This is a genomic window from Verminephrobacter aporrectodeae subsp. tuberculatae, assembly GCF_026127385.1.
Lineage (GTDB): Bacteria > Pseudomonadota > Gammaproteobacteria > Burkholderiales > Burkholderiaceae_C > Acidovorax > Acidovorax aporrectodeae.
Map to the genome: position 1 here is coordinate 655584 of NZ_QZCX01000001.1, position 25081 is coordinate 680664.

The following is a 25081-nucleotide window of genomic DNA, read 5'->3' on the forward strand; positions in this document are numbered from 1 at the left end:
AGTCAAGCGTTCGACGTACTGGGGCTCTGTGCCGGGCTACGGCGGGGCCACGTGCGTCGGCTTGAATGCAAGGCGCAGGCCAAGCGCCTGGGCGACCTTCAGCACCGTTGCAAGGCTCGGGTTACCGGCACCGGAGAGCGCCTTGTCCAACCCTTGGCGGCTCATTCCGACGTCGCGCGCAAGCTGGCTGAGGTTTCTTGCCCGCGCCACGTCACCGAGCGCCGCCGCGACCAACGCTGGATCGCCATCCTCCATCACGGCATCCAGATAGGCAGCAATGTCGTCCCCGGTCCTGAGGTAGTCCGCCGTGTCGTAGCGGCTAAATTTCACGTCCATCGTCATTGCTCCTTCCATTGCGCTGCAATGGTCTTTGCCAAGGCTATGTCCCGGTCCTGGCTGCCCTTGTCTCCTCCACAAAGCAGCAGCACCATCACGCGGCCGTGCTGCTTGAAATAGACCCGGTAGCCGGGGCCGTAGTCGATCCGCATCTCCGACACGCCTTCGCCTACCGGCCTTGCGTCGCCCGGGTTCCCCAAGGCTCAATCGACGGATGCGCACTTCGATCTTCGCGCGTGCCTGCCGGTCGCGGAGACCGACAAGCCAGCGATCGAAAAGGTCGGTTTTGATGATCTCGACCACATGCCAACTATAGTTGACAGCCTGATGGGGCGTCAACCGCAGAGTCTTTTGGTAAGCGGCTGAAAACAGGACATAATCGCGTCCCTGTTCGGGGCGAGGGAAATGCGGAAATCCTTGTCCTGGCTTCTTGGCGCGGTAGCAAAGCGGTTATGCCCCGGATTGCAAATCCGGTCAGTCCGGTTCGACTCCGGACCGCGCCTCCAAGATGCATGGCAGTCGCCTGACTTCCTCGGCATGGGCCACGTGCCGCGGCCGCACCGCGTGGGCCTGGCCAGCTGCTTTGGCAAGGAGATATGCACGATGGCATCCGTTTCCATTCAGCCGGCCCCGCCCTGCACCACCATGGCGGGACTCGGACACGACCACGGCTTCGGTCAGGGGACGCGCCAGCGGGCCGAGACGCGCACCCTGGTGGTGGCGGCCATCACCTGCCTGGTGATGCTGGTCGAGGTGGCAGCGGGGCTGTGGACCGGCTCCATGGCGCTGTTGGCCGATGGCATTCACATGGGTGGCCACGCCGTCGCCCTGGGACTCGCGTCCGCAGCCTATTACCTGACGCGGCGCCACGCGCGCGACCGCCGCCTCAGCCTGGGCAGCGGCAAGATCAACGATTTGGCCGCCTACACCAGCGCCCTGCTGCTGGGCCTGTCCACCCTCTGGCTGGTGCTGGAATCGGCGCGGCGCCTGTTCTACGCCGAGCCGCTGCAAGCGCTGGAGGCGATGGCGGTGGCCGCCGTCGGCCTGGTGGTGAACCTGCTGTCGGTCTGGCTGCTGGCGGGGGTGGGCAGGCACCACCCGGATCATGCTCCAGGGAATCCCCATGCGCACCACCACGGCCATGCCCATGGCCATGGAGATCACAACTTGCGCGCGGCGCTGCTGCACGTGCTGGCCGACGCCGCCACCTCGGTCGCCGCCATCCTCGGTCTGCTCGGGGCCTGGCTGTGGGGTTGGCGCTGGCTGGACCCGGCGATCGCCCTGGTGACGTCCCTGGTGATCCTGCGCTGGAGCCGGGGGCTGCTGCGCCAGACGATCAGCGTCCTGCTCGACGCCCAGGCCCCCGCCGAATTGCGCACCGTGGTCAGGGAGCGCCTGGAGTCGGTCGCCGGCGGCCGTGTCGCCGATCTGCATCTGTGGTCGGTGGGGCACGACGCCTGGACCCTGGTCGCTTCGGTCGTCTGCCATGCGCCCGCTTCTCCCGCCATGTACAAGGCCGCCCTCGCGGGAATCGACGCGATCCACCACCCCACGGTGGAGATCCACCACTGCACGGCCTGCCGCAGCCCGGGCGCGCACGGCTGAAACGGCCCTGGCTGCGCCGCTCTCTGCGAGGCAGCGCGCACTACGCCGGGGCGTGGTGCCAGAAAGGGGTTCCCAGCACCGGCGTGCTCGGCTGGGCCGCGTCTTGCGCGGCCATGGCGCCGGCCTGGCGCGCCGCACGCCCGGCGCGCACGGCGTCGGCAAACGCCCCGGCCATGGCGGCGGGGTCCTGCGCCAGCGCGACCGCCGTGTTCAGCAGCACGCCGTCGTAGCCCCACTCCATCACCTGGCAGGCGTGCGAGGGCAGGCCCAGCCCGGCGTCCACCAGCATCGGCACCGCCAGGCGTTCGCGCAGCGTTTGCAGCGCATAGGGGTTGGCGGGGCCGCGCCCGGTGCCGATGGGCGCGGCCCAGGGCATGACCGCCTGGCAGCCCACATCCACCAGCCGCTGGCACAGCACCAAGTCCTCGGTGCAATAGGGCAGCACCTGGAATCCGTCCCGGATGAGCCGCCCGGCGGCGTCCACCAGGTTCAGCGTGTCGGGCTGCAGGGTGTAGTCGTCGCCGATCAGTTCCAGCTTGATCCACGAGGTGTTGAACAGCTCGCGCGCCATCTGCGCGGTGGTGATCGCCTCCTGCACGCCGTGGCAGCCCGCCGTGTTCGGCAGCACGGGAACGCCGAGCGCGCGCAGCAGTTCCCAGAAGCCGCCGCCGCTCGCGCCGGGGTGGCTGCCCTGGCGGCGCAGCGCGGCCGTGACCATGGCCGGCTGCGCCCGCCGCACGGCGGCCTCGAGCACGGCGGGAGAGGGGTAGCGCGAGCTGCCCAGCAGCAGACGGCTGGCGAAGGTTTGGCCGTACAGGACCAGGGGATCGGGGGGGGCATGCAGTGTCATGGCAAGGGGGCTCAGCCGCCGGTGACGGGGGAGATGATTTCCACGCGGTCGCCCGGCTGCAAGCGCTGCGTGGCGTAGTCGGCCCGGGGCACGAAGCGGGTGTTCACGGCCACGGCAAACGGCGCGCGCGCGGCCATCGCCGCCACGGCGTCAGCCACGGTGGCGCCTTCGGGCCCTTCGGGCAATTCGTGCGGGGTCTGGTTGATGAAGACGTTCATGCCTGTGTCATGTCCATGTCACGCCGCCGCGCGGGCGGCTGCGCCGGGCCGGGGGCAGGCGCGAGCGCCAGATCGAAATCTTGCGCAAGCGCCGATTGTCCCGTGTTCAGCAGTTCCAGGGTCACGTCCAGCAAGGCCGGGGCAATCATGAAACCGTGGCGGTACAGGCCGTTGATCTCCAGCACGCCCTTGCGCGGCTGGCGGATCGCCGGCAGATTGTCCGGCAGCGCGGGGCGGCACTGCACGGCGAGTTCCAGGATGCGGCCCTCCGCAAAACCCGGGTGCACGGCGTAGGCCGCGCTCAGCAGTTCCAGGGTCGAGCGCACGCTGGCGGGCGAGAGCTCGTCCGATTCGATCTCGGTCGCGCCGATCACGAACAGATGCTCCTCCTTGGGCGCGATGTAGATCGGGTAGCGCGGATGAAGCAGCCGTGTCGGGCGCTGCAGCGTGACATCGGGTGCGTGGACGCGCGCCACCTCGCCGCGCACGCCGCGCAGCGCGGGCCATTCGGCCTTGGCGCCCAGGCCGCGGCAGTCGAGCACCCAGTCGGGCTGGCCCGCAGCGCCGGGCGCAAGACCCGCGGGCGATTGCGGCGTGTGCCAGTGCACGCGCACCGCGAGCCGCTCCAGCTGCGTGGCCAGCGCGGCGAGCAGTTGGCGGTTGTCCAACTGGCCTTCGCCGGGCAGGTACAGGCCCTGGGCAAAGCGGTCGGCGAGCGCGGGTTCGGCCTGCGCCAGGGCCTGGCCGTCGAGCCGCCGCAGGGCGGGCAGTTCGGGCAGGAGGCGCTGGCAGGCTTCGAGCTGGCGCGTGAAGCGCCGGGCTTCGGCCGCGTCCTGGCGGTGCCATACGACCAGGGTGCCGGCTTGCTGAAAGAAAACCGGGTCGGCGAGCGCTGCGAGCAATTGCGGCCAGCGGCCGAGGGCGTGCCGCCCCATGCGCACCACCCCCGGCGTGGTGATCGCCGACTCCGCCAACGGCGCGAGCATGGCGGCGGCCACCCTGGCGGCCGAATGTTCGGCGGCGGCGCTGCCGGCGTCGAAAACGTCGACCCGATGGCCCTGGCGGGCCAGTTCCACGGCCAGCAGCCGACCCATGAGGCCTGCGCCCAGAATGGCAAAAGAAGAGGGTCGAAGTGACATGGGTCCTGTGCGTGCGCCGGCGGCAGTGGACGAGAGGCGGCGCCGTTGCCGGAGACGCGCCACACGCGGCCGGCACCGCGCGGGCTCCGGGGAGCCAGGCGCCGATTACAGCACATCCCCTGCGGGCCGCATGCGGGGCCGCATGCGCCATAATTTTCGCCATGACTTTGCCGCCCCCCCAGCCGCGCGCGCAGCGCCGCTACGCCCGCGTGCTCTCCATTGCCGGATCCGACAGCAGCGGGGGGGCGGGAATCCAGGCCGACCTCAAGACCTTCAGCGCGCTGGGCTGCTATGGCATGACGGCGATCACGGCGATCACGGCGCAGAACACCTGCGGCGTCACAGGCATCCACGGCGTCCCGCCGGAGATGCTCCGGGCCCAGATCGACGCCGTCGTGCAGGACATCGGCGTGGACGCCGTGAAGATCGGCATGCTGCACTCGCCCGAGGTGGTGCGCGTGGTGGCCGACGCCATCCGCACCGGCGCGCTGCCGCACGTGGTGCTCGATCCGGTCATGGTGGCCACCAGCGGCGACCGCCTGATTGCCGAAGAAACGGTGGACCTGCTGGTGCGCGAGCTGTTTCCGCTGGCCGAGGTGGTGACCCCCAACTTGGACGAGGCCGGCTGGCTGCTTGGCCGCAGCATCGCAGACGCGTCCGCGCTGGAGCAGGCCGCACGCGACCTGCTGCGCCTGGGCGCGCGGGCGGCGCTGCTCAAGGGCGGGCATTTGCCGGGCGATCCGGTGGTGGACGTGCTCGCGCTGCAGGGCGACCCGGTGCTCGTCCGCCGCCTGCAATCCGCGCGCATCGCCACGCGCAACGGCCACGGCACGGGGTGCACCCTGTCGTCCGCGATGGCCGCGCACCTGGCGCTGGGCCTGCCGCTGACGCAGGCGCTGGAGCGGGCGCGCGCCTATCTCCTGGGAGCCATCGCCGCAGGCGCGGACGTGACCACGGGGCATGGCCATGGTCCGCTGAACCACGGCTACGCCCCCGTGGCGCAGCAAAGTTTCGTCACCGACAGGCGCTGATATTTTTCCCGGCTGGCCTATACTTCGCCCCTGCTCCGGGGTGTGCGTCAAGCGCTGAGATGCAAGGCGGCCGAAGAAATTCGGCTGGCCCTGCGAACCCGCCGAACTTGATCCGGTTCATACCGGCGAAAGAAGAGCCGCATGCCCTGGCAGCCCGCGCAGCCGCAGGGCGGCGCAGGTCCATTCCGGAGCAGTACCCGAGTCACCCCGGAACCTGGAGACCTGCCCCATGAATGCCCCTGACCCCCTCGTTGGCGAGAAGTTTGCCGAGTTGCTCGCGCGCACGCGCGAGCCCTTTCCCGCGTCCCGCAAGGCCTATATCCCCGGCCGTCTGCACGCCGACCTGCGCGTGCCGGTGCGCGACATTGCGCTGACCAACGGCGAGCAGGTCAGCGTGTACGACAGTTCCGGCCCCTACACCGACGCGCAGGCCGCGATCGACGTGCGCCAGGGCCTGGCCAGCCTGCGCGCGGACTGGATCGCCGGTCGCGGCGACGTCGAGCCCTACGCGGGCCGCCCCCCGGTGGCTCTCGACGACGGCCAAAAGAGCGAAGACGCTGCCCGCCTGGCCCGGCTGCGCAGCGACGCCGCCGCCTTGCAGCGCCGGCCCCTGCGCGCCCGGGCCGGCGCGAACGTCACGCAGATGCACTACGCCAGAAAGGGCATCGTCACGCCCGAGATGGAATACGTGGCGATCCGCGAGAACGGCAAGCGCGAATGGATGGCGCAGTACCTGGCCGACGCAGACCGCGAGCGACGCCTGATGGGCAATCCGATGGGCGCCGGCATCCCGGAAATCTTCACGCCCGAATTCGTGCGCGACGAGGTGGCACGCGGCCGCGCGATCATCCCGGCGAACATCAACCACCCCGAGATCGAGCCCATGGCCATCGGGCGCAACTTCAAGGTGAAGATCAACGCCAACATCGGCAACTCGGCCGTCACCTCGGGAATCGAGGAGGAGGTCGAAAAGCTCGTGTGGGCGATCCGCTGGGGCGCAGACACCGTGATGGACCTGTCCACCGGCAGGAGCATCCACACCACACGCGACTGGATCGTGCGCAACTCGCCCGTGCCCATCGGCACGGTGCCGATTTACCAGGCGCTGGAGAAGGTGGGCGGCGTGGCCGAGGACCTGAGCTGGGCGATCTTTCGCGACACGCTGATCGAGCAGGCCGAACAGGGCGTGGACTACTTCACCATCCACGCGGGCCTGCGCCTGGCGTACATCCACCTGACGGCGCAGCGGCGCACGGGCATCGTCTCGCGCGGCGGCTCGATCATGGCCAAGTGGTGCATGGCGCACCACCGCGAGAGCTTTCTGTACGCGCATTTCGAGGACATCTGCGACATCATGAAGGCCTACGACGTGTCGTTCAGCCTGGGCGATGGCCTGCGCCCCGGCTGCGCGTCGGACGCCAACGACGAGGCACAGTTCGCCGAACTGCACACGCTGGGCGAGCTGACCCGGCTGGCCTGGCAGCACGACGTGCAGACCATGATCGAGGGCCCGGGCCACGTGCCCATGCACATGATCGCGGCGAACATGAGCGAGCAGCTCAAGACCTGCCACGAGGCGCCGTTCTACACCCTGGGGCCGCTGACCATCGACATCGCCCCGGGCTACGACCATATTGCCAGCGCCATCGGCGCGGCCATGATCGGCTGGATGGGAACGGCCATGCTGTGCTACGTGACGCCCAAGGAGCATCTGGGCCTGCCCAACCGCGACGACGTCCGGCAGGGCATCATGGCCTACCGGATTGCGGCGCACGCGGCCGACGTGGCCAAGGGGCATCCGGGCGCGCGCGCGCGCGACGACGCGCTGAGCCAGGCGCGCTTCGATTTCCGCTGGGAGGATCAATTCAACCTCGGGCTGGACCCGGACACGGCCAGGCAGTTCCACGACGAAACCCTGCCCAAGGATTCGGCCAAGGTGGCGCATTTCTGCTCGATGTGCGGCCCCAAGTTCTGCTCCATGAAGATCACCCGCGAGGTGCGTGAATTCGCCGCGCAGCAGGGCCTGTCCGAGGAGCGCGCGCAGGCCCTGGGCCTGGAGACCAAGGCGCAGGAGTTCCGGCGCCAGGGCGGTGAACTCTACGTGCCGCTGACACCCGTTGAATGAGCGCCGCTGCCGGCGGCCCGGGAGGCCGCCCTCAGCGGGCACCAAAGCGCGCCGTCCACTTGCGCTCATAGTCCATCTTGCAAAAATGCGCGGCGAAGAAATCGATGAAGCTGCGCACCCTCGCCGACAGATACTTGCGGCTGGGGTACGCCAGGTTGATCGTGAGGCGCGGCAGATCCCAGGCGTCGAGTACCGGGACCAATCGGCCCGCGACGATGTCTTCGTACAGGATGTAGGTTGGCTGGATCAGGATGCCCATGCCGTCCAGCGCCGCGGCGCGCAGCACTTGGCCGTCGTTGGACTCCAGCAGACCGTGGACCTGTACCACCGTGGTCCGGCCATCGCGCGAGAAGCGCAATTCGTTCGGATTGTTCGCATACGTATAGATCAGCAGTCGGTGCGCGCTCAAATCTTCCAGTAAGCGCAACGGGCCATGCTGCGCCAGGTAGCCGGGAGACGCAACCAGAATGCGGCGGGTCTCGGCCAGGCGGCGGATCGTGGTGTTCGAATCCGGCTCGGACTCGCGCGTGCGGATCGCCACGTCGATGTTCTGGTCGATGATGTCCACATAGCGGTTCGCCACCTCGATGTGCACCCGCACCTCGGGGTAGATGCGCGTGTACTCCCGCATCACCGGCGCCAGATGCTGCACCGCGAACGAGAGCGATGCCGTCACGCGCAGCGTCCCCGAGGGGTTCAGCGACGCGGCGTTCGCGGACTGCTCGGCGTCCTTCAAGTCGAGCAGGATGGGCTTGGTGCGCTGGAAGAACGCCTGCCCGACGTCCGTGAGGTACAGCCTGCGCGTGTTGCGCTCGACCAGCCTGGCGCCGAGCCGCGCTTCCAGCGCAACCAGGTGGCGACTCGCGGCCGCGTTGGACAGACCGAGCGTCTCTGCAGCCCGGCTGAGGCTGCCCGATTCCGCTATCCGCACGAAGAGCTCGATTTCGGTCCAGTGATCCACTGAAGACTCCTGTGTCGCGCGCCCTGCGCATGCCGCGGGGTGAGCCGGCGGGCAGCGCAGTGCAAAGGTTTTCCCCGCCAAGTGGAAAACAGTTTTACGCCGCCGGCGGTTCCACGGCGGTCAGCAGAGAGCTACAGTTTTCACCATCTGTTCGGCCAAACACCGAACACTTCAGGAGACCCTTTTGCGCAACTTGGACCAGGACACGATCACGCAGGCGGTCATCGCAGGCTTTGAGCAAACGCCGGACCCGCGGCTCCAGGAGATTCTCACCAATGCGGTGCAACATCTGCACGCCTTTGCGCGCGAGACGCGGCTGAGCGAAGCGGAGTGGATGGAGGGCATCCGCTTCCTGACCGCCGTTGGCCAGCAGTGCGACGAAAAGCGCCAGGAGTTCATTCTGCTCAGCGACACGCTGGGGCTTTCGACGCTGACGGTGGCCATGAATAACCCCAAGCCCGCTGGCTGTACGCAGGCCACGGTGCTTGGCCCGTTCCACGTGGCCGGTGCCCCGGACTACGCGCATGGCGAGGATGTGGCCAATGGCGCCCAGGGCGCGCCCTGCCTGGTGCGTGGGACGGTCAAGGGCATAGCCGGGGACGCGCTGGGCGCAGCGCGCATCGAAGTTTGGCAAGCCGATGCGCAAGGTTTGTACGACGTCCAGCGGCCCGGATTGGCGCAGCACCAGGCGCGCGGCGTACTGCACACCGACGCACAGGGGCGGTTCTTTTTCAAGACCGTCGTGGCCGAGGCCTACCCGATCCCTGCGGACGGGCCGGTGGGCGCCCTGCTGCGCGCCACCCGGCGCCATCCGTGGCGACCGGCGCATCTGCACTTCATGATCGAAGCCGAAGGCTACGAAAGCCTGGTCACGCACGTGTTCCGCGAAGGGGACCGCTATCTCGATTCCGACGCCGTGTTCGGTGTGCGTTCCTCGTTGATCGCCGAGTGGGTGCCGCACGACGGTCCTGAGGGGCGCCACTACACACTGGACTTCGATTTCGTCATGAACAAGGCGGCCGTGTGATCCAGCCCCCGATGGACTTCTTCTGCCAGTCCCTGCCCGGGCGCGTGCGCTTTGCCAACGGCTGCATCGCGCAGACCGGCAACGAACTGCAAGAGTTGGGCATCGCGCAAGCGCTGGTGCTGTGTACGCCCCGGCAGCGCACGGCCGCGCTGGCGCTCATCGACCGCCTGGGTCCGCGTGCGGCCGGCCTGTTCGATCAGGCCGCGATGCACGTGCCCGTGGACGGGGTGGCGCGTGCCCGCGAGCTTGTCGTCCAGACTGCGGCAGACGGCGTGCTGGCCTACGGCGGCGGCTCCACCGTGGGTCTGGCGAAGGCCATCGCGCTGGAGACGGGCCTGCCCATCGTGGCCGTGCCCACGACCTACGCCGGTTCGGAGATGACGCCGATCTACGGCCTGACCGAAGGCGGTCTCAAGCGCACGGGCCGTGATCCGCGGGTGCTGCCCCGATCCGTGCTGTACGACCCCACGCTCACGCTGGAGTTGCCCCTGGCCTTGTCCATCAGCAGCGGCCTGAACGCCATCGCGCACGCAGCCGAGGGGTTGTACGCGCGGGATGGAAACCCGGTCCTTGGCCTGATGGCCGAAGAAGGCATCCGGGCCCTGGCGCAGGGCCTTGCGGGTTTGCTTGCCGACGCGCGCGAACTGCGCGCGCGCGCCGATTGCCTGTACGGCGCCTGGCTGTGCGGCAGCGTGCTGGGTCAGGCCGGGATGGCGCTGCACCACAAGCTGTGCCATGTGTTGGGCGGCGCCTTCCACCTGCCGCACGCGCAGACCCACGCCGTGATGCTGGCCCACACACTGGCCTACAACGCGCCGGCCGCGCCGCAGGCCATGGCCCGTATCGCACGCGCGCTCGACTGCCGGGACGGCCCCCGCGGCGTGCAAGAACTGGCGCTCCGGCTGGGCGCACCGATGGCGCTGCGCGATATCGGAATGGACGCCACCGGGCTGGACCGCGCACTCGAACTGGCGCTGCAGAACCCCTATTGGAATCCCCGTCCGCTGGAGCGCGACGCGCTGCGCGGCCTGTTGCGCCGGGCCTGGTCGGGCGACCCGGTCGCCGCCTGAAGCGCAACCCCTTGCGACCCCTCCCACCCTTGTTCGGACCCTTCCCGATGAAAACCTTCCTGTACCCGGCGACTGCTCTGGCGCTGACCCTCTCTTGCACGGGCGCGAACGCGGCCGAGTTGCGCATCGGTGTGCTGACCACGCTCAGCGGCGCGCAGGCGGCGCCCGGCGTGGAGATGCGCGACGGCATCGAACTGGCAGTCAAGCAGCTCGGCGGCAAGGTCGGTGGTCAGCCAACTGCTCTGGTGGTGGCGGACGACCAGTTCAACCCCGGCATTGCCAAACAGGTGGCCGAGCGCCTGGTCCGGAAAGACAAGGTGCAGGTGCTCACCGGAATCATCTACTCCAACGTGCTGCTCACCGCGGCACCGGTGGTGCTGGAGGCCGGGCGCATCGTGCTGAGCTCGAACGCGGGCCCCTCGGCCTACGCCGGTGAGAAATGTGACCCGGGCTTCTTCAACGTGAGTTGGCAAAACGACAGCGTGCACGAGGCCGCCGGCAAATACGCAACGGACAAGGGCTACAAGCGGATCACCACGATCGCCCCGAACTACCCGGCCGGCCGCGACGCGATTGCCGGCTTCAAACGCATGTACAAGGGCGACGTCGTCGATGAGGCCTACCCCAAGCTGGGCCAGCTCGACTTCGCCGTGGAGATCGCGCGCCAGAAGGACCAAAAGCCCGACGCCGTGTTCTTCTTTCTGCCTGGCGGCATGGGCGCGAACTTCATCAAACAGCTGCGCGCGGCGAATCTGGACCCGTCGATTCTGCTGACCACCATGACCACGTCCGATCAGGACCTGTTCGCGGCCACGGGCGAGAGCATGCTCGGGCTGGTCAACGCCGGCTCCTGGTCCACCGATACCGACAACGCCGCGAACAAGGCCTTCGTCGCCGCGTTCGAGCAGGCCTACAAGCGCCTGCCCAGCTTCTACGCCGCGCACGGGTACGACGCGATCATGCTGCTGGACGCCGCAGTGCGGGAGAACGGCGGCAACGTCGACGACCCGGCGAGCCTGCGCCACGCGCTGGCCAACGCCAAGTTCCACTCCGTGCGCGGGGACTTCATGCTCGGCCCGAATCAGTTCCCGCTGCAGGACTACCACATCCGCACGGTGAGCCGCGACGCGTCGGGCCGGCTCTACAACAGGACCGGGAGTCGCATCAGCAGCAAGCACGGCGATGTTTACGCCAGCGCCTGCAAGATGCGCAAGTAGGCCATGCTCTGGATCGAACACCTGCTGAACGCCCTGCAACTCGGGCTGATGCTGTTCCTGATCGCCGCTGGCTTGACGCTGGTCTTCGGCGTCATGGGGCTCGTCAATTTGGCGCATGGTTCGCTGTACATGCTGGGCGCCTTTCTCACGGCCACGCTGACGCAACGCAGCGGCTCCGCCGTACTCGGGCTGCTGGGAGGACTGCTGGCCATGGCCCTCATCGGTGCCTTGCTCGAATTCGGACTCATGCGCCGGCTGTACCCGTTGGACCCTTTGGACCAGGTGCTGGCCACCTTCGCGCTGATCCTGATCCTGAATGGGAGCACGCGTCTGCTCTGGGGGGCTCTGCCGGTCTCCCACAACGTGCCCGAGGCGCTGGCCGGCTCCGTGCACCTGTTTGCCGACCTGCACTACTCCGCCTACCGGCTGCTCATCATCGGCACCGGGCTGGCGGTGGCGCTGCTGCTGTACTGGATCGTTGGCCACACGCGGGTGGGAATGTGGGTGCGCGCAGGCGCGTCCAACCGCGAGATGGTGCAGGTGATGGGCGTACACGTGAAAGCGCTCTTCACCGCCATCTTCGCCTTCGGTGCGGTGCTCAGCGGCCTGGCCGGTGCCGCGATGGGGCCGCTGACCTCGGTGCAGGTCGGCATGGGCGAGGAGGTTCTGATCCTGGCCTTCATCGTCGTCGTCGTGGGCGGGATTGGCTCCATTCGCGGCGCCTTTCTGGCTGCGCTGCTCATCGCCACGCTGGACACGCTCTGCCGCGCTCTGCTGCCGGGCCTGCTGGGCCGGCTGCTGCCGGCGCATACGGCCTCCGAACTGGGCCCCGCATTCGCCTCCATCTCGGCCTACGTGCTGATGGCGGGCGTGCTGATGGTGCGCCCGGCCGGCCTGTTTGCGCAGGACACAGGCGGCGCGCGGCGCCGCAGCCCCGCCCGGGCCACCCCGGCGGACACCCCCCGGGAACTGCCGACATGAGCCGTCTCCTTCCGGCCGGCGCGGCCGTGCTGATGCTGACGCTGCCCGCGCTGCTGGAAGCGCTGGGCCAGGATTTCCACCTCGTGCTGGCGACCCGCATCCTGGTCTACGCGCTGGCGGCGACGAGCCTGAATTTGCTGCTGGGCTATGGCGGAATGGTCAGCTTCGGTCACGCGGTCTTCATCGGCATCGGCGGGTACGCCGTGGCCATCCTCGCGAGCCAGGGTCTGGACAGCGCCTGGATTTCCTGGCCCATCGCGCTGCTGGTGACCGGCGCCGTGGCCTGGCTCATCGGCAGCATCAGCCTGCGCACGAGCGGCGTGCATTTCCTGATGATTACGCTGGCGCTGGCGCAGATGTTCTATTGCGTGTTCGTCTCGCTGAGCAGCGTGGGCGGCGACGACGGCCTGCAAATGGATCGGCGCTCATCCTTCGGCTTCGCCGACGGCTGGCCGTTGCGAACCGACGCGGGTTTCTACTACACCTGCCTGGCCGTGCTGATGCTCGCGCTGTTCTTCATGCACCGCTTGCTGCAGGCACGGTTCGGCATGGTGCTGATCGGTCTGCGGGAGAACGCGGTGCGCATGGGCGCGATCGGCTACCCGACACGCCGGTACAAACTGCTTGCCTTCGTGATCGCGGGCCTGGTGTGCGGCCTGGCCGGGGTGCTGAACGTGGAACTGAATCGCCTGGTCAGTCCCTCGATGATGCATTGGACACAGTCCGGCACGCTGATCGTGATGGTGATCCTGGGCGGACCCGGCAGGCCCTGGGCCGGTGTCGTCGGCGCGGCGCTGTTCCTGGGCCTGGAAGAACTGATCACGCACTATACGGAGCACTGGCAGTTGCCCATGGGGCTGCTGCTGTTGGCGCTCCTGCTGATGCGCATTTCGGCTTGGCGCCCGGCGTGGTTACCGGCGCGTTCGGCAGCGGCCGGAGATGCCCCATGAAGCCGCTGCTGGAGGTGCGCGAATTGCGCACGCATTTTGGCGGTCTGCGCGTCACGGACGGCCTGAACCTGCAGGTGCATCCGGGCGAGATCCACGCGCTGATCGGCCCCAACGGCGCGGGCAAAACGACGCTGATCCACCAACTGGCCGGCACGCTGGCGCCCACTTCGGGCCAGATCCTTTTCGACGGCCACGACGTCACCGCACTGAGCGACCACGCGCGCGCCGCACGGGGAATCACCCGCTCCTACCAGATCACCAGCATCTTCAAGCGGCTGAGCGTGCGCGAAAACATTGCGTTGGCGGTGCAGGCGCGCAGCGGGCACAGCTACTCGTTCTGGAAACCGCTGCGCGACGACCACACGGTGTTCGACGAAGCGCACGCCATCCTGCAGCAGATCGGACTCGGGGCGGTGGCCGAACGGCGCGCGGACAGCCTGGCCTACGGCGACCAGCGCGTGATCGAGGTGGGCATCGCGCTGGCCAACGCACCCCGGCTGCTGCTGCTCGACGAACCCATGGCCGGCATGGGTCCGCAGGAATCGCAGCGCATGGTGTCACTCATCCAAAGCCTGCGCGGCCGGCTGGGCATCGTGCTCGTGGAGCACGACATGGAGGCGGTGTTCCAACTCGCAGACCGCATCTCGGTGCTGCTCTGCGGCCGTGTGCTTGCGAGCGGCACGCCGGACGCGGTGCGGCACGACCCCCAGGTGATCGAAGCCTATCTGGGCGCAGATTCGGAGTCCCCATGAGCGCCCTGCTGGAGATCGACGCGATCGACACCGCCTACGGATCCTCGCAGGTGCTGCGCGGGCTCTCGCTGCGCGTCGAGGAAGGCAGCGTGCACTCGATCGCCGGGCGCAATGGCGTGGGCAAGACCACGCTGCTGCGTTCGCTGCTGGGCCTGACGCCGCCGCGCCGCGGCAGCGTGCACTTCCGTGGCCGGCGCATCGACGGCAGGTCTCCCAGCGAGATTGCGCGCATGGGAATCGCGCTGGTGCCCGAAGGCCGGCAGATCTTCCCCAACCTCACGGTCACCGAAAACCTGGTCGCGTTCGCGGCAAACCGCCATGGCGCGCCGGCCCCCTGGACGCTGGAGCGCGTGCACGGTCTGTTCCCGCGGCTCGCGGAGCGCGGCGCCAACCTGGGCCATCAACTCTCCGGCGGCGAGCAGCAGATGCTGGCCATTGGCCGCGCGCTCATGACCAACCCCTACCTGCTCATCCTGGACGAAGCCACCGAGGGCCTGGCGCCATTGATTCGCCGGGACATCTGGCAATGCCTGGCGATGCTGCACCGCACCGGCCTGTCCATCTTGGTGATCGACAAATACGTCGCCCAACTGATCCGGCTCGCGGACCGCCATTCCATCGTCGAGCGCGGCCAGGTCGTCTGGGAAGGCGACTCGCAGGCGCTGGACGCCGACCGCTCCCTGTGGCGCCGCTACCTGAGCGTCTGAAAGTTTCACCCCCTCCCCAACCTTGATCAGGAGATCGCAATTGAAGACCATTCCGATCGAAGCCGTGCGGCCCGTAGCCCTGCGCTGGCCCGCCGATGATTTCTCGCGCGTGCCCTACGAAATATTCCACGACCCCCGCATTTACCAAGAGGAAATGCAGCGCCTGTTCCACGGGCCGACGTGGAATTACCTGGGCCTGGAGGTCGAGATCCCGAACTGGGGCGACTTTTTGACCACCTGGGTCGGCGACACCCACGTGATCGTCACGCGCGCAAAGAACGGCGCGGTGCATGCGTTCGAGAATACCTGCGCGCACCGTGGCTCGCGCATCGTCGATACGGTGCGCGGCAACGCCAAGCGCCACACCTGCCCCTATCACCTGTGGAACTACAACCTCGCCGGTGAGCTGACCGCGCTGCCGCTGGAGAAGGGCCACAACGGCAAGGGCGGCATGCCACCCTGCTTCGACAAGAAGGACCACGGACTACGCAAGCTGCGCGTGGCGATCTGCGGCGGCCTGATCTTCGGCACCTACAGCGAGCAGACCGAGGAACTGCAAGCCTACCTGGGTCCGCACAGCCTGTCGCAGATCGACCGCCTGCTGGTGCAGCGCAAGCCCAAGGTGATCGGCTACCTGCGCCAGAAAATCCCGAGCAACTGGAAGCTCTACAACGAGAACGTGCGCGACCCGTACCACGCTTCGCTGCTGCATCTTTTCCAGGTCTCTTTCGGCATCCAGACGCCCGCGATGCAAGGGGGCATCAAAATGGACAAGGAGGGCAAGAACACGTGGAACCATTCGATCCTGAGCGAGCAGGACGCGAAGAGCCGCGAAGGCCTGGCCGCCGCCTACGCCGACACGGGCAAGTTCATGCCCGACCTCGAATTGGCCGACCCGTCGCTCGCGCAGGTCAAGCTCGATTTGGACGACAACTACAAGACGACCATCCTGTCGATGTTCCCGACGCTGATCGTCGCCCAAGTGGACAACACCTACGCGATCCGCCACCTGCGGCCCAAGGGGCCGGATGCGGTGGAACTGCACATCACCTATCTGGGCTTCGAGAACGACACGCCGCAGCTGCTGCACAACCGACTGCTGTCGGTGAACTTCATCGGTCCGGCGGGCTACATCTCGCTGGAAGACGGCGAGGCCTTGCGGCTGGTGCAGGAGGGAACGAAATCCCTGCGCGGCGCACACTCGGTGCTGGAGATGGGTGGCATCGGCGAAATCAACGACACCGACTATATGTCGCAAGAAATCTCGATTCGCGGCTTCTGGCGCCATTACCACCGCGTGATGCAGTTTCCGCCAGCCGGCCACGCTGACACCCGGGAGGCCGCATGACGGACCCCGCCCTGTCCGCCCGCGTTGCGGACTTCCACTCCGCCTACGCCGAGGCACTGAACCACGAGCGCTTTGCGCAGTGGCCCGACTTCTTTGCGCACGAAGGCCCATGCGACTATCGCATCGTCTCGCGCGAGAACCATGACCTGAACCTGCCAGCACCCATCATGGGCTGCTACACCCATGGCATGGTCAAGGACCGCGTGGCCATGCTGATCAAGGGCGCGCTGACCTACCGGCATATGTACCTGCGCCACTTCATCACGAACGTGCGCGCGAGGCGCCTGGCCGACGACGCCGTGGCCGCATCGGCCAACCTGCTGGTCATGCAGAGCGACCACGAAGGCAATAGCTCGACCTACATGGTCGGCCGCTACGAGGACGAGCTGCTGCCGCACGGCGACAGCTTCCAACTGCGCAAACGGCTGGTGATCATCGACTCCTTCAGCATCGACACGGCCCTCGCCGTGCCGTTGTGACCATGGGAGCAGAGCCGCACATCGTGATCGTGGGCAGCGGCGTGGCCGGCACGGAGGCCGCGTACGCACTGCGCACATTCGGGCACGCCGGCCCCATCACGCTGCTCGGACGCGAACCCCACCTGCCCTACGAGCGTCCGCCGCTGTCCAAGGCGTACCTGCGCGGCAGCCCCGCGCGCGAGGGGCTGTGGCTGCGGCCGGCTTCGGCATACGCCGAGGAGCGCATCCTCCTGCGCACGGGCACCGAGGTGCTGTCCATCGACCGCGCCGCGCGCGAATTGCGCCTGCGCACAGGCGACACGCTGGCGTACGAGCAACTGCTGCTGGCCACCGGCGGTGAGCCGCGCGCCCTGGCGCTGCCTGGTGCGGACCTGCCCGGCGTCCTGTCCCTGAAGACGCTGGACGATGCCGAGCGGCTGCGCCCACGCCTGGTGTCCGGCGCAGCGGTGGTGCTGATCGGGGGCGGCTACGTCGGCATGGAGCTGGCGGCCACCGCCTGCCAAGCCGGCTGCAAGGTGACCGTGGTGGAGGGGCAGTCGCGCGTGCTGGCGCGTACCCTGCCCGCAGCCATCGGCGTGCACCTGCAGGATCAACACCGGGCGCGCGGTGTGCGGCTCGTGCTGGATGCGCAGGTCGCAGCGCTCGAAGGCGACACCCGGGTGCGCGCCGTGCGGCTGGCTGACGGCGAGCGCTTGCCGGCCGACACGGTGCTCGTGGGCATTGGCAACCACGCGTGCGACGAACTGGCGCAGCGCATTGGCTTGGCCACGGCCGCGGGCATCGTCGTCGACGCGCATGGCCGAACCCGGGACCCGGCGATCTTCGCCGCCGGCGACTGCGCCGTCGCGCCGCAGGCCGGCTTTGCCGCACCCATTCGGCTGGAGTCCGTGCAAAGCGCTCGTTTCCAGGCGCGCCGCGCGGCGGCGGCGATGCGCGCGGCCGCGCAGCCGGTCAGCGTCGCCGACGAACTGCCGTGGTTTTGGTCCGACCAGTTCGACACCAAGCTGCAAATGGCCGGGCTGCCACGGCCCGGTGACGCCCAGATCCTGCGCGGTGACCCCGCCAGCGGCAGTTTCAGCGTGGTATTCCAGAACGCCGCCGACGGCGTCACTGCGGTGCAGTGCGTGAACGCGGCCTCTGACTTCGCTGCTGCGAAGAAGCTGATTGCGCAGCGCCGCTGCTTTGACCCGGCTTGGCTGGCTGACGCCGGCCTGAGCCTGCGCGAAATCCGCGACCGCCCCCCCTGCGCCGTGCGCGCCCCGGATTCCTCCCCGACCCAAAGAATTCCCGCCATGCCCCATCCCGTCACGATCGAAGCCACGGACCGAAAAGGCCGCGTGCACCACTTGGAAAATCCGCCTGGATCCAGTTTGATGGAGGTTCTCAGAGCCCGCGGCCTGCCGGTGGCAGCGACCTGCGGCGGCGCCAGATCCTGCGCCACCTGCCATGTGTACGTGCACGGGGGCTATGGCAGCGTCGGGGCGCCGGACGAGGACGAACTGGACCTGTTGACCGAGTCCGAACATTACCGCGCGGGCGAATCGCGCCTGAGTTGCCAGATCCAGCTGCAGCCGCAGACCGGGCGGCTACAGGTTGAACTGGCACCGCAGGATTGAACTGCCTATGGCGTGCGTGTTTCTGCGGCGGAAATGTCTTTTCTTATGTAGAACGGGCGATCAGGCACTTGCGTGTAATGGGTGTCTACGATCTTCTGGATGCAGCCCCCGTAGCTATCCCAAGAATAAAGGCCCCATACTTTCCATTTGTTGATCAGCATGATCTTCGGCCGGTATTCGGCTATTTCCTTGCAGGCGTCAATGTTGATTCCGAATTTTGGATTTTCACTGTATTTTTCCTGCCAGGGAAGATAGAAGAAATGACCCGATGCCGGCAGCCTGTCGGCGGCTATGTATTGGAAATTGTCAAATGAATAGGCAATGATTTTGTCATCCTTGTCGGTATATTTTTTTACCAAGCGGGAAAATTCGGTTTCGGCAGGTATTCTCCGGGCAACGAGTTCTTCCCGGTCCCCGGGGAGAAGCAGTGAGGCTCTTGCGCTGCAAAGCAAAATGAAAAACAAGGCACCGAGCTTTACAGGATGGATGAATTCATTTATTTTCAGGATCGGCAGCAATGAAATTCCGATAAAGGCATAATAATAGGGAAGTCCGTGAAAATCAATGCCCCGGATGAGCAAACTTGCGATACCGATTGCCAGCAGTATGGATCGCCATGGCATTTTCTTTTCATGGGAAGCCAGGGCCAACAGCCCGATGATGCTGAACATCAGAAATGGACCTATGATGTCGGTTTTTCCTGACAGACTGGCCAACGCAGACGAAATGACGTCCAGGTACTCCGGGAGTATTCCATAGTTCAAATAAAAATGGATCGCCAAAAAACCTTTCAGTGATCCATAACAGATGAGAAAAAGCAGATTCGCTGCCGTTCCCAGAAATGCTCCGGCTGCGGACGCCTTGACGTACGAGCGCGGCAGTGAAATCAGAAACAGGATGGCAGCAATCGGAGCATAGGTGCTTGCAAGGAAAGGAAGGCTGGCAATGAGCAGGGATCCGGTGAAAACCCTGGGAGCGGTCAACAGATTTCGATCGATGATCGAAGGAAACGTGTATACGAACAATATTATCAGAAGAAGGGGCCCAGTGAGCGCCTGATACGTGTACATATGCCCAAGGAGTTTGGGCATGAGGAAAATTATGGTGAATGTTGCGTAGAAAACACTTGTCAATCTTGTGATGTTGTTTTTGAATATTGATGAACAATATATTGCAAGAATGCTGATTATTTGAAGAATGGCTGTCGGAACTCTGTGGCCACGGACCCCGAAATCGCCAAACAACTCCAGCATCACGCCTGGAAAAAATGTCAGTGGGCCGTGGTGGTTGAATATTTCAGAATACAGTGATTGCCCCGATGCCATCATCTTGGCCGTGACGATCGTCTCTGACTCATCCCCCCACTCGATATAATTCAGCAGAAAATACTGGTATCTTGCTGCCAGTATGATAAAAACAAAAAGCACGAATCCGAGGACGAAATTCAGTCTGTACCCACTATTTTTTTTGTCCGGCAGGTTCTTGTTCATTTGCATTTGTCGTGCCTCAGGGGTTGTATTTTCCGCAGCAAGCGCGCAGCAGCGTCAGAAGGACGGAAAGATTTCCTCTGAAGCTGCTTATTTTGGTGGGCACTTCGCCCGTCGGATATTTTCTGCTTGTCGGGATTTCCAGGCATTTATATCCGACCTGCGGCGCCTTGCAAGACAGATACGCCAGTAGCTCATACGCAGAAAAAACGTCCCTGAAAGGAGATATCCTGCGGTCCAGAAGCATTCTTCGACTATAGGCTCTGAATCCCTGGGTCGTATCTGTCCATTGGAAGCCCGAGGCGAAGCTCAGGCACGGTGCATGGATGAGCCGGATGGCAAAATGCCGGAATGCAGGCGTGTTCTCCGCGATGCCTCCCGGAATGAAACGGGAGGCTTGCACGAAATCCACGCCCCCCGCCAAAGCCTGGATGAAGCGTGGAATCGCTTCCGGGTCGTCTTTGTCATTTCCATCGATGGTGACGATTCCATCGTACCCCTGGTCGAGCGCAAAGGCATACGCGCACCGGAGTTGCGCGCTGAGTTTTCCCGGACCTGTTTTTACGAGCAAACCCCGTGCATCGAGATCCTTCAAGGCCCTGGGGTCCGTGGAACCATCCTGGCTTCCACCGTCAACAAGGATGATGTCCGCCACCTTGGAAATGGCACATGCCTGCATCCGCTGCAAAAGGCTTCTGATGCGCTCCCCTTCATTGATCACCGGGACGACAACGCACCAAGGGTGCTCGCGCCCCAACCAGAGTGGGGTATCAAAACCGGGAACCTGCCAGGCGGCCCTCTCTTCAGGAGAAATTTTGGACATGCTCGTCATGATGGGTCATGCAACGCGGGATGAAATGAGAAATACACCGGCAATGACCAAGAGTATGCCCGTCACGGTAATCCAGTGAAAAGGTTCCTTGAAAATTATCATGGACAAAAACGCGACGCTTGCCACTGCGCCGCAAGTAAGTATCGGATGCGCAACGTTCAGGGGGATTCTTGCCAGGGCAGCGGCATACAACAGAAAGGCCGCACCGTACAGACCCAGCCCCAACCAGAATGGCCAATTGGTGAATGCGGACATGGGGTCGGAAAGCGAAGGAAATTTTCTCGGGGGCATCACCGCGATCTTCACGAGCAGACTCGCCGAACTGTTGGCTGCAATCCCCAGCAAGAGAATGATCCATTTCATCCAATAGCCCCCTGCTGCGATCGGTAAGTGCTGTTTGCAAAATCCAATGCGCGCTTGATGGAGAGCAAATGCGGCTCGCTCTTGGTCGCCAGCATTTCGATCGTCAGCACATGCTGAGGCAAGAATTTCACCAAGGCTGAATGCATGGCGCGATGGTCCGTTCCCCGATCTCCAAGCGGCGCCAATTCCGGTTCGCTCGCGTGGACGTGGCCGATCAAATGCGCGCAGCGCGCGAGCACGTCTGCGGCGCATTCCCCGTTGGTGACGATCGCACCGGTATCCAACTGCATGCGGATGGCGGGGTGCGCGACCGCACGGACGATGTGCGCGGTTTCGTCGCTGTTTCGCATGAAGTTGGCTCCGTAGCACGGGGGAGTCGGCTCGAGGCAGACCGTAACCCCATGCCCCTGCGCTATCTCCCCCAGCCTTTGGAAAAAGGAGAGCGCCAGCGCTGCGGCGTCCCGATCATCCAGTCCCGACCGATCACGGTTCTTGGGCGATCCAAAAACCAGCTTGGTCGCGCCTAGCCGGCTTCCTATCCGGCAGATTGCAGACAGGTGCCCGAGCATCGCATCCCGGGATTCGGCCGTGCCAAACACGTTCATGCCCGCCGTCCCGAACAGGAGGGCTTGCATGCCCACGATCTGGATGCCGCGTTCGCTCCACCAATCCCTGACTCGGGCAATCTCCTCGTCGCTTGTTTTTTCCGGCTGCGGGAAGTACTTGCCTGGGGCGACGTCAATCGCGTCCACGCCATGCTCGCCAAGCAGCCGGGCCACAGCCTCGTCCTCGGCGACGTCCCAGGCGATGTTGGATATCGCGATCCTCATGGGGCGGCCCTGGAAACGGGTTCCGATTGCGCGTAGGCCCGGATCGCCTGGATGGTTTCACGGATGCCGTATTGATAGGCACCTTCGGTCCCGAAAACCGGGGCATGGCGTGTTCTCATGTCGTACTTTGCCGGGGCGCCCGCCAAATGCTGTTCAAAGTCCCTGCCGAAACCGTGGAGGGCAAGCTCTTCGACGCTGACAGGGGCTGCGGTGAGATGCACCAATTTCAATCCGGCATGCAGTGCCGCCCGTATGTCGAACCACAAATTGACCATGGGATAGAACTGGAAAACCCCCCGGCTCTCAATCGCATGCAGGTTGTTCTCATTGTGCAGATCGTAAATGACGTTCTTGCGCAGCCCCGGACCGACCAATCCCGGCAGCCTTACGACGAGATGGCAGGGAAACCGGGATTGAACGAATTTTTCAAGATGCCGGCGATGCTGGCCATAGGCATGCAATCCCTTTTCATCCACCGGGGTTTCCTCGTCCACTTCCATGGGGTTCTGGAATACGTCCACGGTGCTGATCAGAACGAAGTTTTTGCACTTTATGGTTTCAATATTGTTCATCAGGGAATTTATTTTTCCCCTGTCGGCTTCAGGTTCCCGATTGGCCAACCATTTTTGCGCAGGCGCTCCTGCACAGACCACCATATCGAATTCCTTGTGTGCAATGTCCTGGATGTTGTTCGATCGATAGAGCGCATCAAAGGATGCTTGCCTCCGCAGTGTGCTGCCGACGAATCCGGAGAAACCAATCAGCGCAGTTTTCATGGTGCGTCCTGGGTCAGGGAGAAGTCTTCGGCCTCAAGCTTCTCCAATACGTCATAGATATTGTCGATCTTTCCACCCAAGATCGAGTAGCACCCCGGCAATTCGCGGCACTTCTCGAAAAGAATGGGTCTTCCGTCGTCGCCCTCATTCTTTTGCAGCACGGTCTTGACTTCGAAAAGGGAGTCAACGTAGCGGGAATTCTTGACGACCGGGATGTATCTGGCAACGTCTCTGATCATGCGATCAGATCGCGTGGATCGATCATGGCTTGCCAATTGCGCATAGGGGTCCAGCCCCTGCTTGTCTTCCCAGCTGAGGTGGGGCGTGTAGCGGACGTGCGAAAGGGTATGCAGGCCACGGGCCGGAAATGGCATCACGGAAAAAAAAGGACCATCCATCACGGTCACTCCCATGTTCTCTATTTCCGCGGGCACCTGGATCAGGGCTATTTCCGTTATTTCGTGCTTTAATCCGGTTTGCGTTCCGGGGTAGTCTCCATGCAATTGATTGAGACCACTGTAGGTGCAATTGAAGACGTACTGGCAGTCAATGAATTCTTCCTTCCCACTGCCATCGTGCAACGCCAGAGTCACCCCGCCCCCGGCGGACCTGTTGATCGAAGTCGCGCTTGTTTTGAGCAGAACACGAACATTGTTCTCACACAGCGCGCGCCCCGCCCACTGCGCGAGCAGTCTGGCGTCAAAAGCGTATTCCTCGACAAGAAAAATTTCTTCAATCAATTGGGGGGAAAACAAACCCCTGAACTCGTTGTTGGCGCGGATCGTTTTTGCACCAATCTCCTGACAGAAGCGCTCGAATTGCTTGGCGGTCACTTTGGAGTTGCGCCGCGCTATGGCGTAGAGCTTCGTGAAGTCCCGTTTGATGGCCGGGGACCAGTCCTGCACGAATCGCGGCAAGTTGACCCGACTCCTGAAAGCCGTGGTAAAGCTCCGGGGATAATGGTAGCCATTGTGCACGCGTGCCTGATTGTGATACGACGCACGGGCCAGGAGCTGCGGCTCTTTTTCAATCAGGATGACGCGCTTGAAGCCCCGTTGCCGGGCCAGATATATCGCTATTGTCGAACCATAAAAGCCGCCGCCGATGATCGCCGCGTCAAATTTCCCCGTCGCATGCATCATTGAACCAACTGCTTCGCGGCCATCTCCGGGGACGGAAATTGCGACGAAGTGACTTCTTCGACGTTCAGTTTTCCACGGCGCGTCATCCGGACGCTCGTGAATTCCTGTCCTACGTGATAGAGCGGCCCTTCGTTTGAAAGGCTGGTCATGTGGAGCATGTATTCTCCGAGGACCAGCAATACCAGAGAAATAAGGAAAAACATTCCGGACTGTTGCAGGGAAAGGCTGACCCAGCCAGGCGCGACATTGGTTTTGAAGATGCCGATTGCCACGACGTAGAGCGAATAAACCAAATTCGCAGCGGCACCAAATAGTGAGAGGACGGTGACCAGCCGCATGGGCGCGCCGGTCGTAGAAATGAGCAGGCGTATTCCACGGTCAATACTCTCGCCTATCCTCTTTGCCTGCGGGGCAAGCGGCGGGCTGCAGTATTCCATATTGGAGCGGGTGAACCCGCCGGTGGCAGGCAGATGCCGATAGGTAATGGCAGGTTGCGGGTGCTGGAGAATGAAATTCACCACGCGCTTGCTCAACATCCTGTACTGTGGAGCTTCCTTTTCCAAATGAACTCCACTGAACACCTTGTAGAATCCGTTGAACACGGTGTGGGCTGCTTCGTACAGGAAGTTTTGCCTTGATTTTTGTGTGTTTCTGGCAAAAACCACTTCGACGCCGCTCGCTGCCTTGTCCAGCATTTGCGGGAGAAAAGAGATATCGTCCGTCAAAGGATCAATCACTGCAATGAAATCACCAAGGGAATTTTCCAGGCCGACCCAGGATGCCGTGCCATTGTCGACTTCCTTGGTCAGGGCGTACACCTGCAGGTTGGGCAGACCTGTCTGATTGGCAAGCTCCTTGAGAATGATGAGACTCTGATCATCAGAGGCATTGTCAATGACGATGAGTTCATAGTCGCTGACCAGTGGAGCCAGTTGCATTGTTGCATTTTTCAAAATCCCTTCGAGGTGCTTTTCGTGGTTGCGTATGACGTATACAACGGAAAGAAAAACCGGGAAATAGTCCATTTGGCTCCTCGGATTTTTTATTCATTACCTATTGGAATCTTGTTATTGCATGCGCCCACCGGCGGCCTGTCGGATCATGAGCAGAGGCACGGCGCGGATCATACACCACCGTGCATGCGGCTCGCGGGCAAACCGGGTTCATGGATAGCGGCGGCGCGACGGGGTGCGTTTGGGTCGCAGCGCACGCCGCTGGATGACGTGCCGCGCCGGGCGG

At 64.4% G+C, this 25081-nt stretch carries 26 protein-coding genes, 1 tRNA gene and 1 riboswitch; of the genes, 14 read left to right on the forward strand and 13 right to left on the reverse strand.

The genetic code is table 11. The features are described 5' to 3' along the window. Positions 1 to 36 precede the first annotated feature (36 nt). Positions 37 to 342 (reverse strand): addiction module antidote protein, encoded by a 306-nt coding sequence (locus D5041_RS02620; protein ID WP_265282194.1) that lies wholly within the window; start codon positions 340 to 342, stop codon positions 37 to 39. Then, a complete protein-coding gene (locus D5041_RS21990) occupies positions 339 to 488 on the reverse strand; it encodes a type II toxin-antitoxin system RelE/ParE family toxin (protein WP_010106435.1) in 150 nt (49 codons plus the stop codon). Before D5041_RS21990 ends, D5041_RS02620 begins: the two co-directional genes overlap by 4 nt. Before the next feature lie 280 nt (positions 489 to 768). Between D5041_RS21990 and D5041_RS02630 the strand changes: the two genes are divergently transcribed. Together D5041_RS02630 and dmeF are read left to right on the forward strand one after the other, a co-directional pair. After that, positions 769 to 842: transfer RNA gene (locus tag D5041_RS02630), tRNA-Cys, on the forward strand. A 97-nt stretch (positions 843 to 939) separates the two neighbouring features. After that, positions 940 to 1941, forward strand: a complete 1002-nt coding sequence (gene dmeF / locus D5041_RS02635; RefSeq protein WP_265283821.1) for a CDF family Co(II)/Ni(II) efflux transporter DmeF — start codon at positions 940 to 942, stop codon at positions 1939 to 1941. A gap of 40 nt (positions 1942 to 1981) precedes the next feature. Here the strand turns inward: dmeF and D5041_RS02640 are convergent, their stop codons facing one another. The 3 genes from D5041_RS02640 to D5041_RS02650 are packed head-to-tail and all read right to left on the reverse strand — an operon-like array spanning position 1982 to position 4148. Beyond that, complete coding sequence (locus D5041_RS02640) at positions 1982 to 2791, reverse strand: thiazole synthase (protein ID WP_265283822.1); 810 nt, start codon at positions 2789 to 2791, stop codon at positions 1982 to 1984. An 11-nt stretch (positions 2792 to 2802) separates the two neighbouring features. After that, the gene (thiS, locus tag D5041_RS02645) at positions 2803 to 3009 is read right to left on the reverse strand and encodes a sulfur carrier protein ThiS (protein WP_010106429.1); all 207 of its coding nucleotides are present in this window, start codon (positions 3007 to 3009) and stop codon (positions 2803 to 2805) included. Beyond that, a complete protein-coding gene (locus D5041_RS02650; protein WP_265283823.1) occupies positions 3006 to 4148 on the reverse strand; it encodes an FAD-dependent oxidoreductase in 1143 nt (380 codons plus the stop codon). The genes thiS and D5041_RS02650 overlap by 4 nt, the downstream gene beginning before the upstream one ends. 161 nt (positions 4149 to 4309) lie before the next feature. Here D5041_RS02650 and thiD point away from each other — a divergent pair, with 161 nt between their 5' ends. Next, the gene (gene thiD, locus D5041_RS02655) at positions 4310 to 5179 is read left to right on the forward strand and encodes a bifunctional hydroxymethylpyrimidine kinase/phosphomethylpyrimidine kinase (protein ID WP_265258408.1); all 870 of its coding nucleotides are present in this window, start codon (positions 4310 to 4312) and stop codon (positions 5177 to 5179) included. 26 nt (positions 5180 to 5205) lie between these two features. Then, positions 5206 to 5330: riboswitch (TPP riboswitch) on the forward strand. Between the two features lie 78 nt (positions 5331 to 5408). After that, positions 5409 to 7304 (forward strand): phosphomethylpyrimidine synthase ThiC, encoded by a 1896-nt coding sequence (gene thiC, locus D5041_RS02660; RefSeq protein WP_265283824.1) that lies wholly within the window; start codon positions 5409 to 5411, stop codon positions 7302 to 7304. Positions 7305 to 7335: 31 nt separating this feature from the next. Here the strand turns inward: thiC and D5041_RS02665 are convergent, their stop codons facing one another. Beyond that, entirely contained in the window at positions 7336 to 8265 is a 930-nt protein-coding gene (locus D5041_RS02665; protein ID WP_010106423.1) for a LysR family transcriptional regulator, read from the reverse strand. A gap of 184 nt (positions 8266 to 8449) precedes the next feature. On the opposite strand from D5041_RS02665, the gene D5041_RS02670 reads away from it, so the two are divergent. The 10 genes from D5041_RS02670 to D5041_RS02715 are packed head-to-tail and all read left to right on the forward strand — an operon-like array spanning position 8450 to position 18412. Then, positions 8450 to 9292, forward strand: coding sequence for an intradiol ring-cleavage dioxygenase (locus D5041_RS02670; protein ID WP_265283826.1), 843 nt, complete (start codon positions 8450 to 8452; stop codon positions 9290 to 9292). A gap of 11 nt (positions 9293 to 9303) precedes the next feature. Beyond that, entirely contained in the window at positions 9304 to 10362 is a 1059-nt protein-coding gene (locus tag D5041_RS02675; RefSeq protein WP_265258737.1) for a maleylacetate reductase, read from the forward strand. Between the two features lie 47 nt (positions 10363 to 10409). Continuing rightward, positions 10410 to 11579: an ABC transporter substrate-binding protein gene (locus D5041_RS02680; protein WP_010106418.1), complete on the forward strand. Its 1170-nt coding sequence runs from the start codon at positions 10410 to 10412 to the stop codon at positions 11577 to 11579. 3 nt (positions 11580 to 11582) lie between these two features. Further along, entirely contained in the window at positions 11583 to 12560 is a 978-nt protein-coding gene (locus D5041_RS02685; RefSeq protein ID WP_265282201.1) for a branched-chain amino acid ABC transporter permease, read from the forward strand. After that, positions 12557 to 13510, forward strand: a complete 954-nt coding sequence (locus tag D5041_RS02690) for a branched-chain amino acid ABC transporter permease (protein ID WP_265282202.1) — start codon at positions 12557 to 12559, stop codon at positions 13508 to 13510. The genes D5041_RS02685 and D5041_RS02690 overlap by 4 nt, the downstream gene beginning before the upstream one ends. Then, positions 13507 to 14262 carry an ABC transporter ATP-binding protein gene (locus D5041_RS02695; RefSeq protein WP_265258402.1) on the forward strand — a complete coding sequence of 252 codons (756 nt, stop codon included), beginning with the start codon at positions 13507 to 13509 and terminating at the stop codon, positions 14260 to 14262. The genes D5041_RS02690 and D5041_RS02695 overlap by 4 nt, the downstream gene beginning before the upstream one ends. Further along, positions 14259 to 14969, forward strand: a complete 711-nt coding sequence (locus D5041_RS02700; protein WP_265258401.1) for an ABC transporter ATP-binding protein — start codon at positions 14259 to 14261, stop codon at positions 14967 to 14969. The genes D5041_RS02695 and D5041_RS02700 overlap by 4 nt, the downstream gene beginning before the upstream one ends. Before the next feature lie 40 nt (positions 14970 to 15009). Further along, on the forward strand, positions 15010 to 16317 hold the full coding sequence (locus D5041_RS02705) for an aromatic ring-hydroxylating oxygenase subunit alpha (RefSeq protein WP_265258400.1): 1308 nt from the start codon (positions 15010 to 15012) through the stop codon (positions 16315 to 16317). Further along, positions 16314 to 16796 (forward strand): aromatic-ring-hydroxylating dioxygenase subunit beta, encoded by a 483-nt coding sequence (locus D5041_RS02710; RefSeq protein ID WP_265258399.1) that lies wholly within the window; start codon positions 16314 to 16316, stop codon positions 16794 to 16796. The genes D5041_RS02705 and D5041_RS02710 overlap by 4 nt, the downstream gene beginning before the upstream one ends. 2 nt (positions 16797 to 16798) lie before the next feature. Next, positions 16799 to 18412: an FAD-dependent oxidoreductase gene (locus D5041_RS02715; RefSeq protein ID WP_265283827.1), complete on the forward strand. Its 1614-nt coding sequence runs from the start codon at positions 16799 to 16801 to the stop codon at positions 18410 to 18412. Positions 18413 to 18417: 5 nt separating this feature from the next. On the opposite strand, the gene D5041_RS02720 is transcribed toward D5041_RS02715, so the two are convergent. From D5041_RS02720 to D5041_RS02750, 7 genes are read right to left on the reverse strand one after another with little or no spacing between them, the layout of a single operon-like run. After that, the gene (locus D5041_RS02720; RefSeq protein ID WP_265283828.1) at positions 18418 to 19908 is read right to left on the reverse strand and encodes a hypothetical protein; all 1491 of its coding nucleotides are present in this window, start codon (positions 19906 to 19908) and stop codon (positions 18418 to 18420) included. A gap of 10 nt (positions 19909 to 19918) precedes the next feature. Next, a complete protein-coding gene (locus tag D5041_RS02725) occupies positions 19919 to 20722 on the reverse strand; it encodes a glycosyltransferase family 2 protein (RefSeq protein ID WP_265283829.1) in 804 nt (267 codons plus the stop codon). A 15-nt stretch (positions 20723 to 20737) separates the two neighbouring features. After that, on the reverse strand, positions 20738 to 21094 hold the full coding sequence (locus tag D5041_RS02730; RefSeq protein ID WP_265258395.1) for an EamA family transporter: 357 nt from the start codon (positions 21092 to 21094) through the stop codon (positions 20738 to 20740). Beyond that, positions 21091 to 21924, reverse strand: coding sequence for a sugar phosphate isomerase/epimerase family protein (locus tag D5041_RS02735; protein ID WP_265283830.1), 834 nt, complete (start codon positions 21922 to 21924; stop codon positions 21091 to 21093). The genes D5041_RS02730 and D5041_RS02735 overlap by 4 nt, the downstream gene beginning before the upstream one ends. Next, positions 21921 to 22700 (reverse strand): NAD-dependent epimerase/dehydratase family protein, encoded by a 780-nt coding sequence (locus D5041_RS02740; protein ID WP_265283831.1) that lies wholly within the window; start codon positions 22698 to 22700, stop codon positions 21921 to 21923. Before D5041_RS02740 ends, D5041_RS02735 begins: the two co-directional genes overlap by 4 nt. Further along, entirely contained in the window at positions 22697 to 23842 is a 1146-nt protein-coding gene (locus tag D5041_RS02745; RefSeq protein WP_265283832.1) for an FAD-dependent oxidoreductase, read from the reverse strand. Before D5041_RS02745 ends, D5041_RS02740 begins: the two co-directional genes overlap by 4 nt. Further along, a complete protein-coding gene (locus tag D5041_RS02750; protein WP_265258391.1) occupies positions 23839 to 24867 on the reverse strand; it encodes a glycosyltransferase in 1029 nt (342 codons plus the stop codon). Before D5041_RS02750 ends, D5041_RS02745 begins: the two co-directional genes overlap by 4 nt. Positions 24868 to 25081 lie beyond the last annotated feature (214 nt).

Excerpts from the sequence above, each read along its gene's own strand:
- D5041_RS02620 (WP_265282194.1), bottom strand. The coding sequence starts at position 342 with ATGACGATGGACGTGAAATTTAGCCGCTACGACACGGCGGACTACCTC.
- D5041_RS02730 (WP_265258395.1), bottom strand. The coding sequence starts at position 21,094 with ATGAAATGGATCATTCTCTTGCTGGGGATTGCAGCCAACAGTTCGGCG.
- D5041_RS02710 (WP_265258399.1), top strand. The coding sequence starts at position 16,314 with ATGACGGACCCCGCCCTGTCCGCCCGCGTTGCGGACTTCCACTCCGCC.
- D5041_RS02720 (WP_265283828.1), bottom strand. The coding sequence starts at position 19,908 with ATGCAAATGAACAAGAACCTGCCGGACAAAAAAAATAGTGGGTACAGA.
- D5041_RS02740 (WP_265283831.1), bottom strand. The coding sequence starts at position 22,700 with ATGAAAACTGCGCTGATTGGTTTCTCCGGATTCGTCGGCAGCACACTG.
- D5041_RS02650 (WP_265283823.1), bottom strand. The coding sequence starts at position 4,148 with ATGTCACTTCGACCCTCTTCTTTTGCCATTCTGGGCGCAGGCCTCATG.
- D5041_RS21990 (WP_010106435.1), bottom strand. The coding sequence starts at position 488 with ATGCGGATCGACTACGGCCCCGGCTACCGGGTCTATTTCAAGCAGCAC.
- D5041_RS02675 (WP_265258737.1), top strand. The coding sequence starts at position 9,304 with ATGGACTTCTTCTGCCAGTCCCTGCCCGGGCGCGTGCGCTTTGCCAAC.
- dmeF (WP_265283821.1), top strand. The coding sequence starts at position 940 with ATGGCATCCGTTTCCATTCAGCCGGCCCCGCCCTGCACCACCATGGCG.
- D5041_RS02750 (WP_265258391.1), bottom strand. The coding sequence starts at position 24,867 with ATGGACTATTTCCCGGTTTTTCTTTCCGTTGTATACGTCATACGCAAC.
- D5041_RS02640 (WP_265283822.1), bottom strand. The coding sequence starts at position 2,791 with ATGACACTGCATGCCCCCCCCGATCCCCTGGTCCTGTACGGCCAAACC.
- D5041_RS02690 (WP_265282202.1), top strand. The coding sequence starts at position 12,557 with ATGAGCCGTCTCCTTCCGGCCGGCGCGGCCGTGCTGATGCTGACGCTG.
- D5041_RS02680 (WP_010106418.1), top strand. The coding sequence starts at position 10,410 with ATGAAAACCTTCCTGTACCCGGCGACTGCTCTGGCGCTGACCCTCTCT.
- D5041_RS02725 (WP_265283829.1), bottom strand. The coding sequence starts at position 20,722 with ATGTCCAAAATTTCTCCTGAAGAGAGGGCCGCCTGGCAGGTTCCCGGT.
- D5041_RS02700 (WP_265258401.1), top strand. The coding sequence starts at position 14,259 with ATGAGCGCCCTGCTGGAGATCGACGCGATCGACACCGCCTACGGATCC.
- thiS (WP_010106429.1), bottom strand. The coding sequence starts at position 3,009 with ATGAACGTCTTCATCAACCAGACCCCGCACGAATTGCCCGAAGGGCCC.
- thiD (WP_265258408.1), top strand. The coding sequence starts at position 4,310 with ATGACTTTGCCGCCCCCCCAGCCGCGCGCGCAGCGCCGCTACGCCCGC.
- D5041_RS02735 (WP_265283830.1), bottom strand. The coding sequence starts at position 21,924 with ATGAGGATCGCGATATCCAACATCGCCTGGGACGTCGCCGAGGACGAG.
- D5041_RS02695 (WP_265258402.1), top strand. The coding sequence starts at position 13,507 with ATGAAGCCGCTGCTGGAGGTGCGCGAATTGCGCACGCATTTTGGCGGT.
- D5041_RS02685 (WP_265282201.1), top strand. The coding sequence starts at position 11,583 with ATGCTCTGGATCGAACACCTGCTGAACGCCCTGCAACTCGGGCTGATG.
- D5041_RS02745 (WP_265283832.1), bottom strand. The coding sequence starts at position 23,842 with ATGATGCATGCGACGGGGAAATTTGACGCGGCGATCATCGGCGGCGGC.
- thiC (WP_265283824.1), top strand. The coding sequence starts at position 5,409 with ATGAATGCCCCTGACCCCCTCGTTGGCGAGAAGTTTGCCGAGTTGCTC.
- D5041_RS02715 (WP_265283827.1), top strand. The coding sequence starts at position 16,799 with ATGGGAGCAGAGCCGCACATCGTGATCGTGGGCAGCGGCGTGGCCGGC.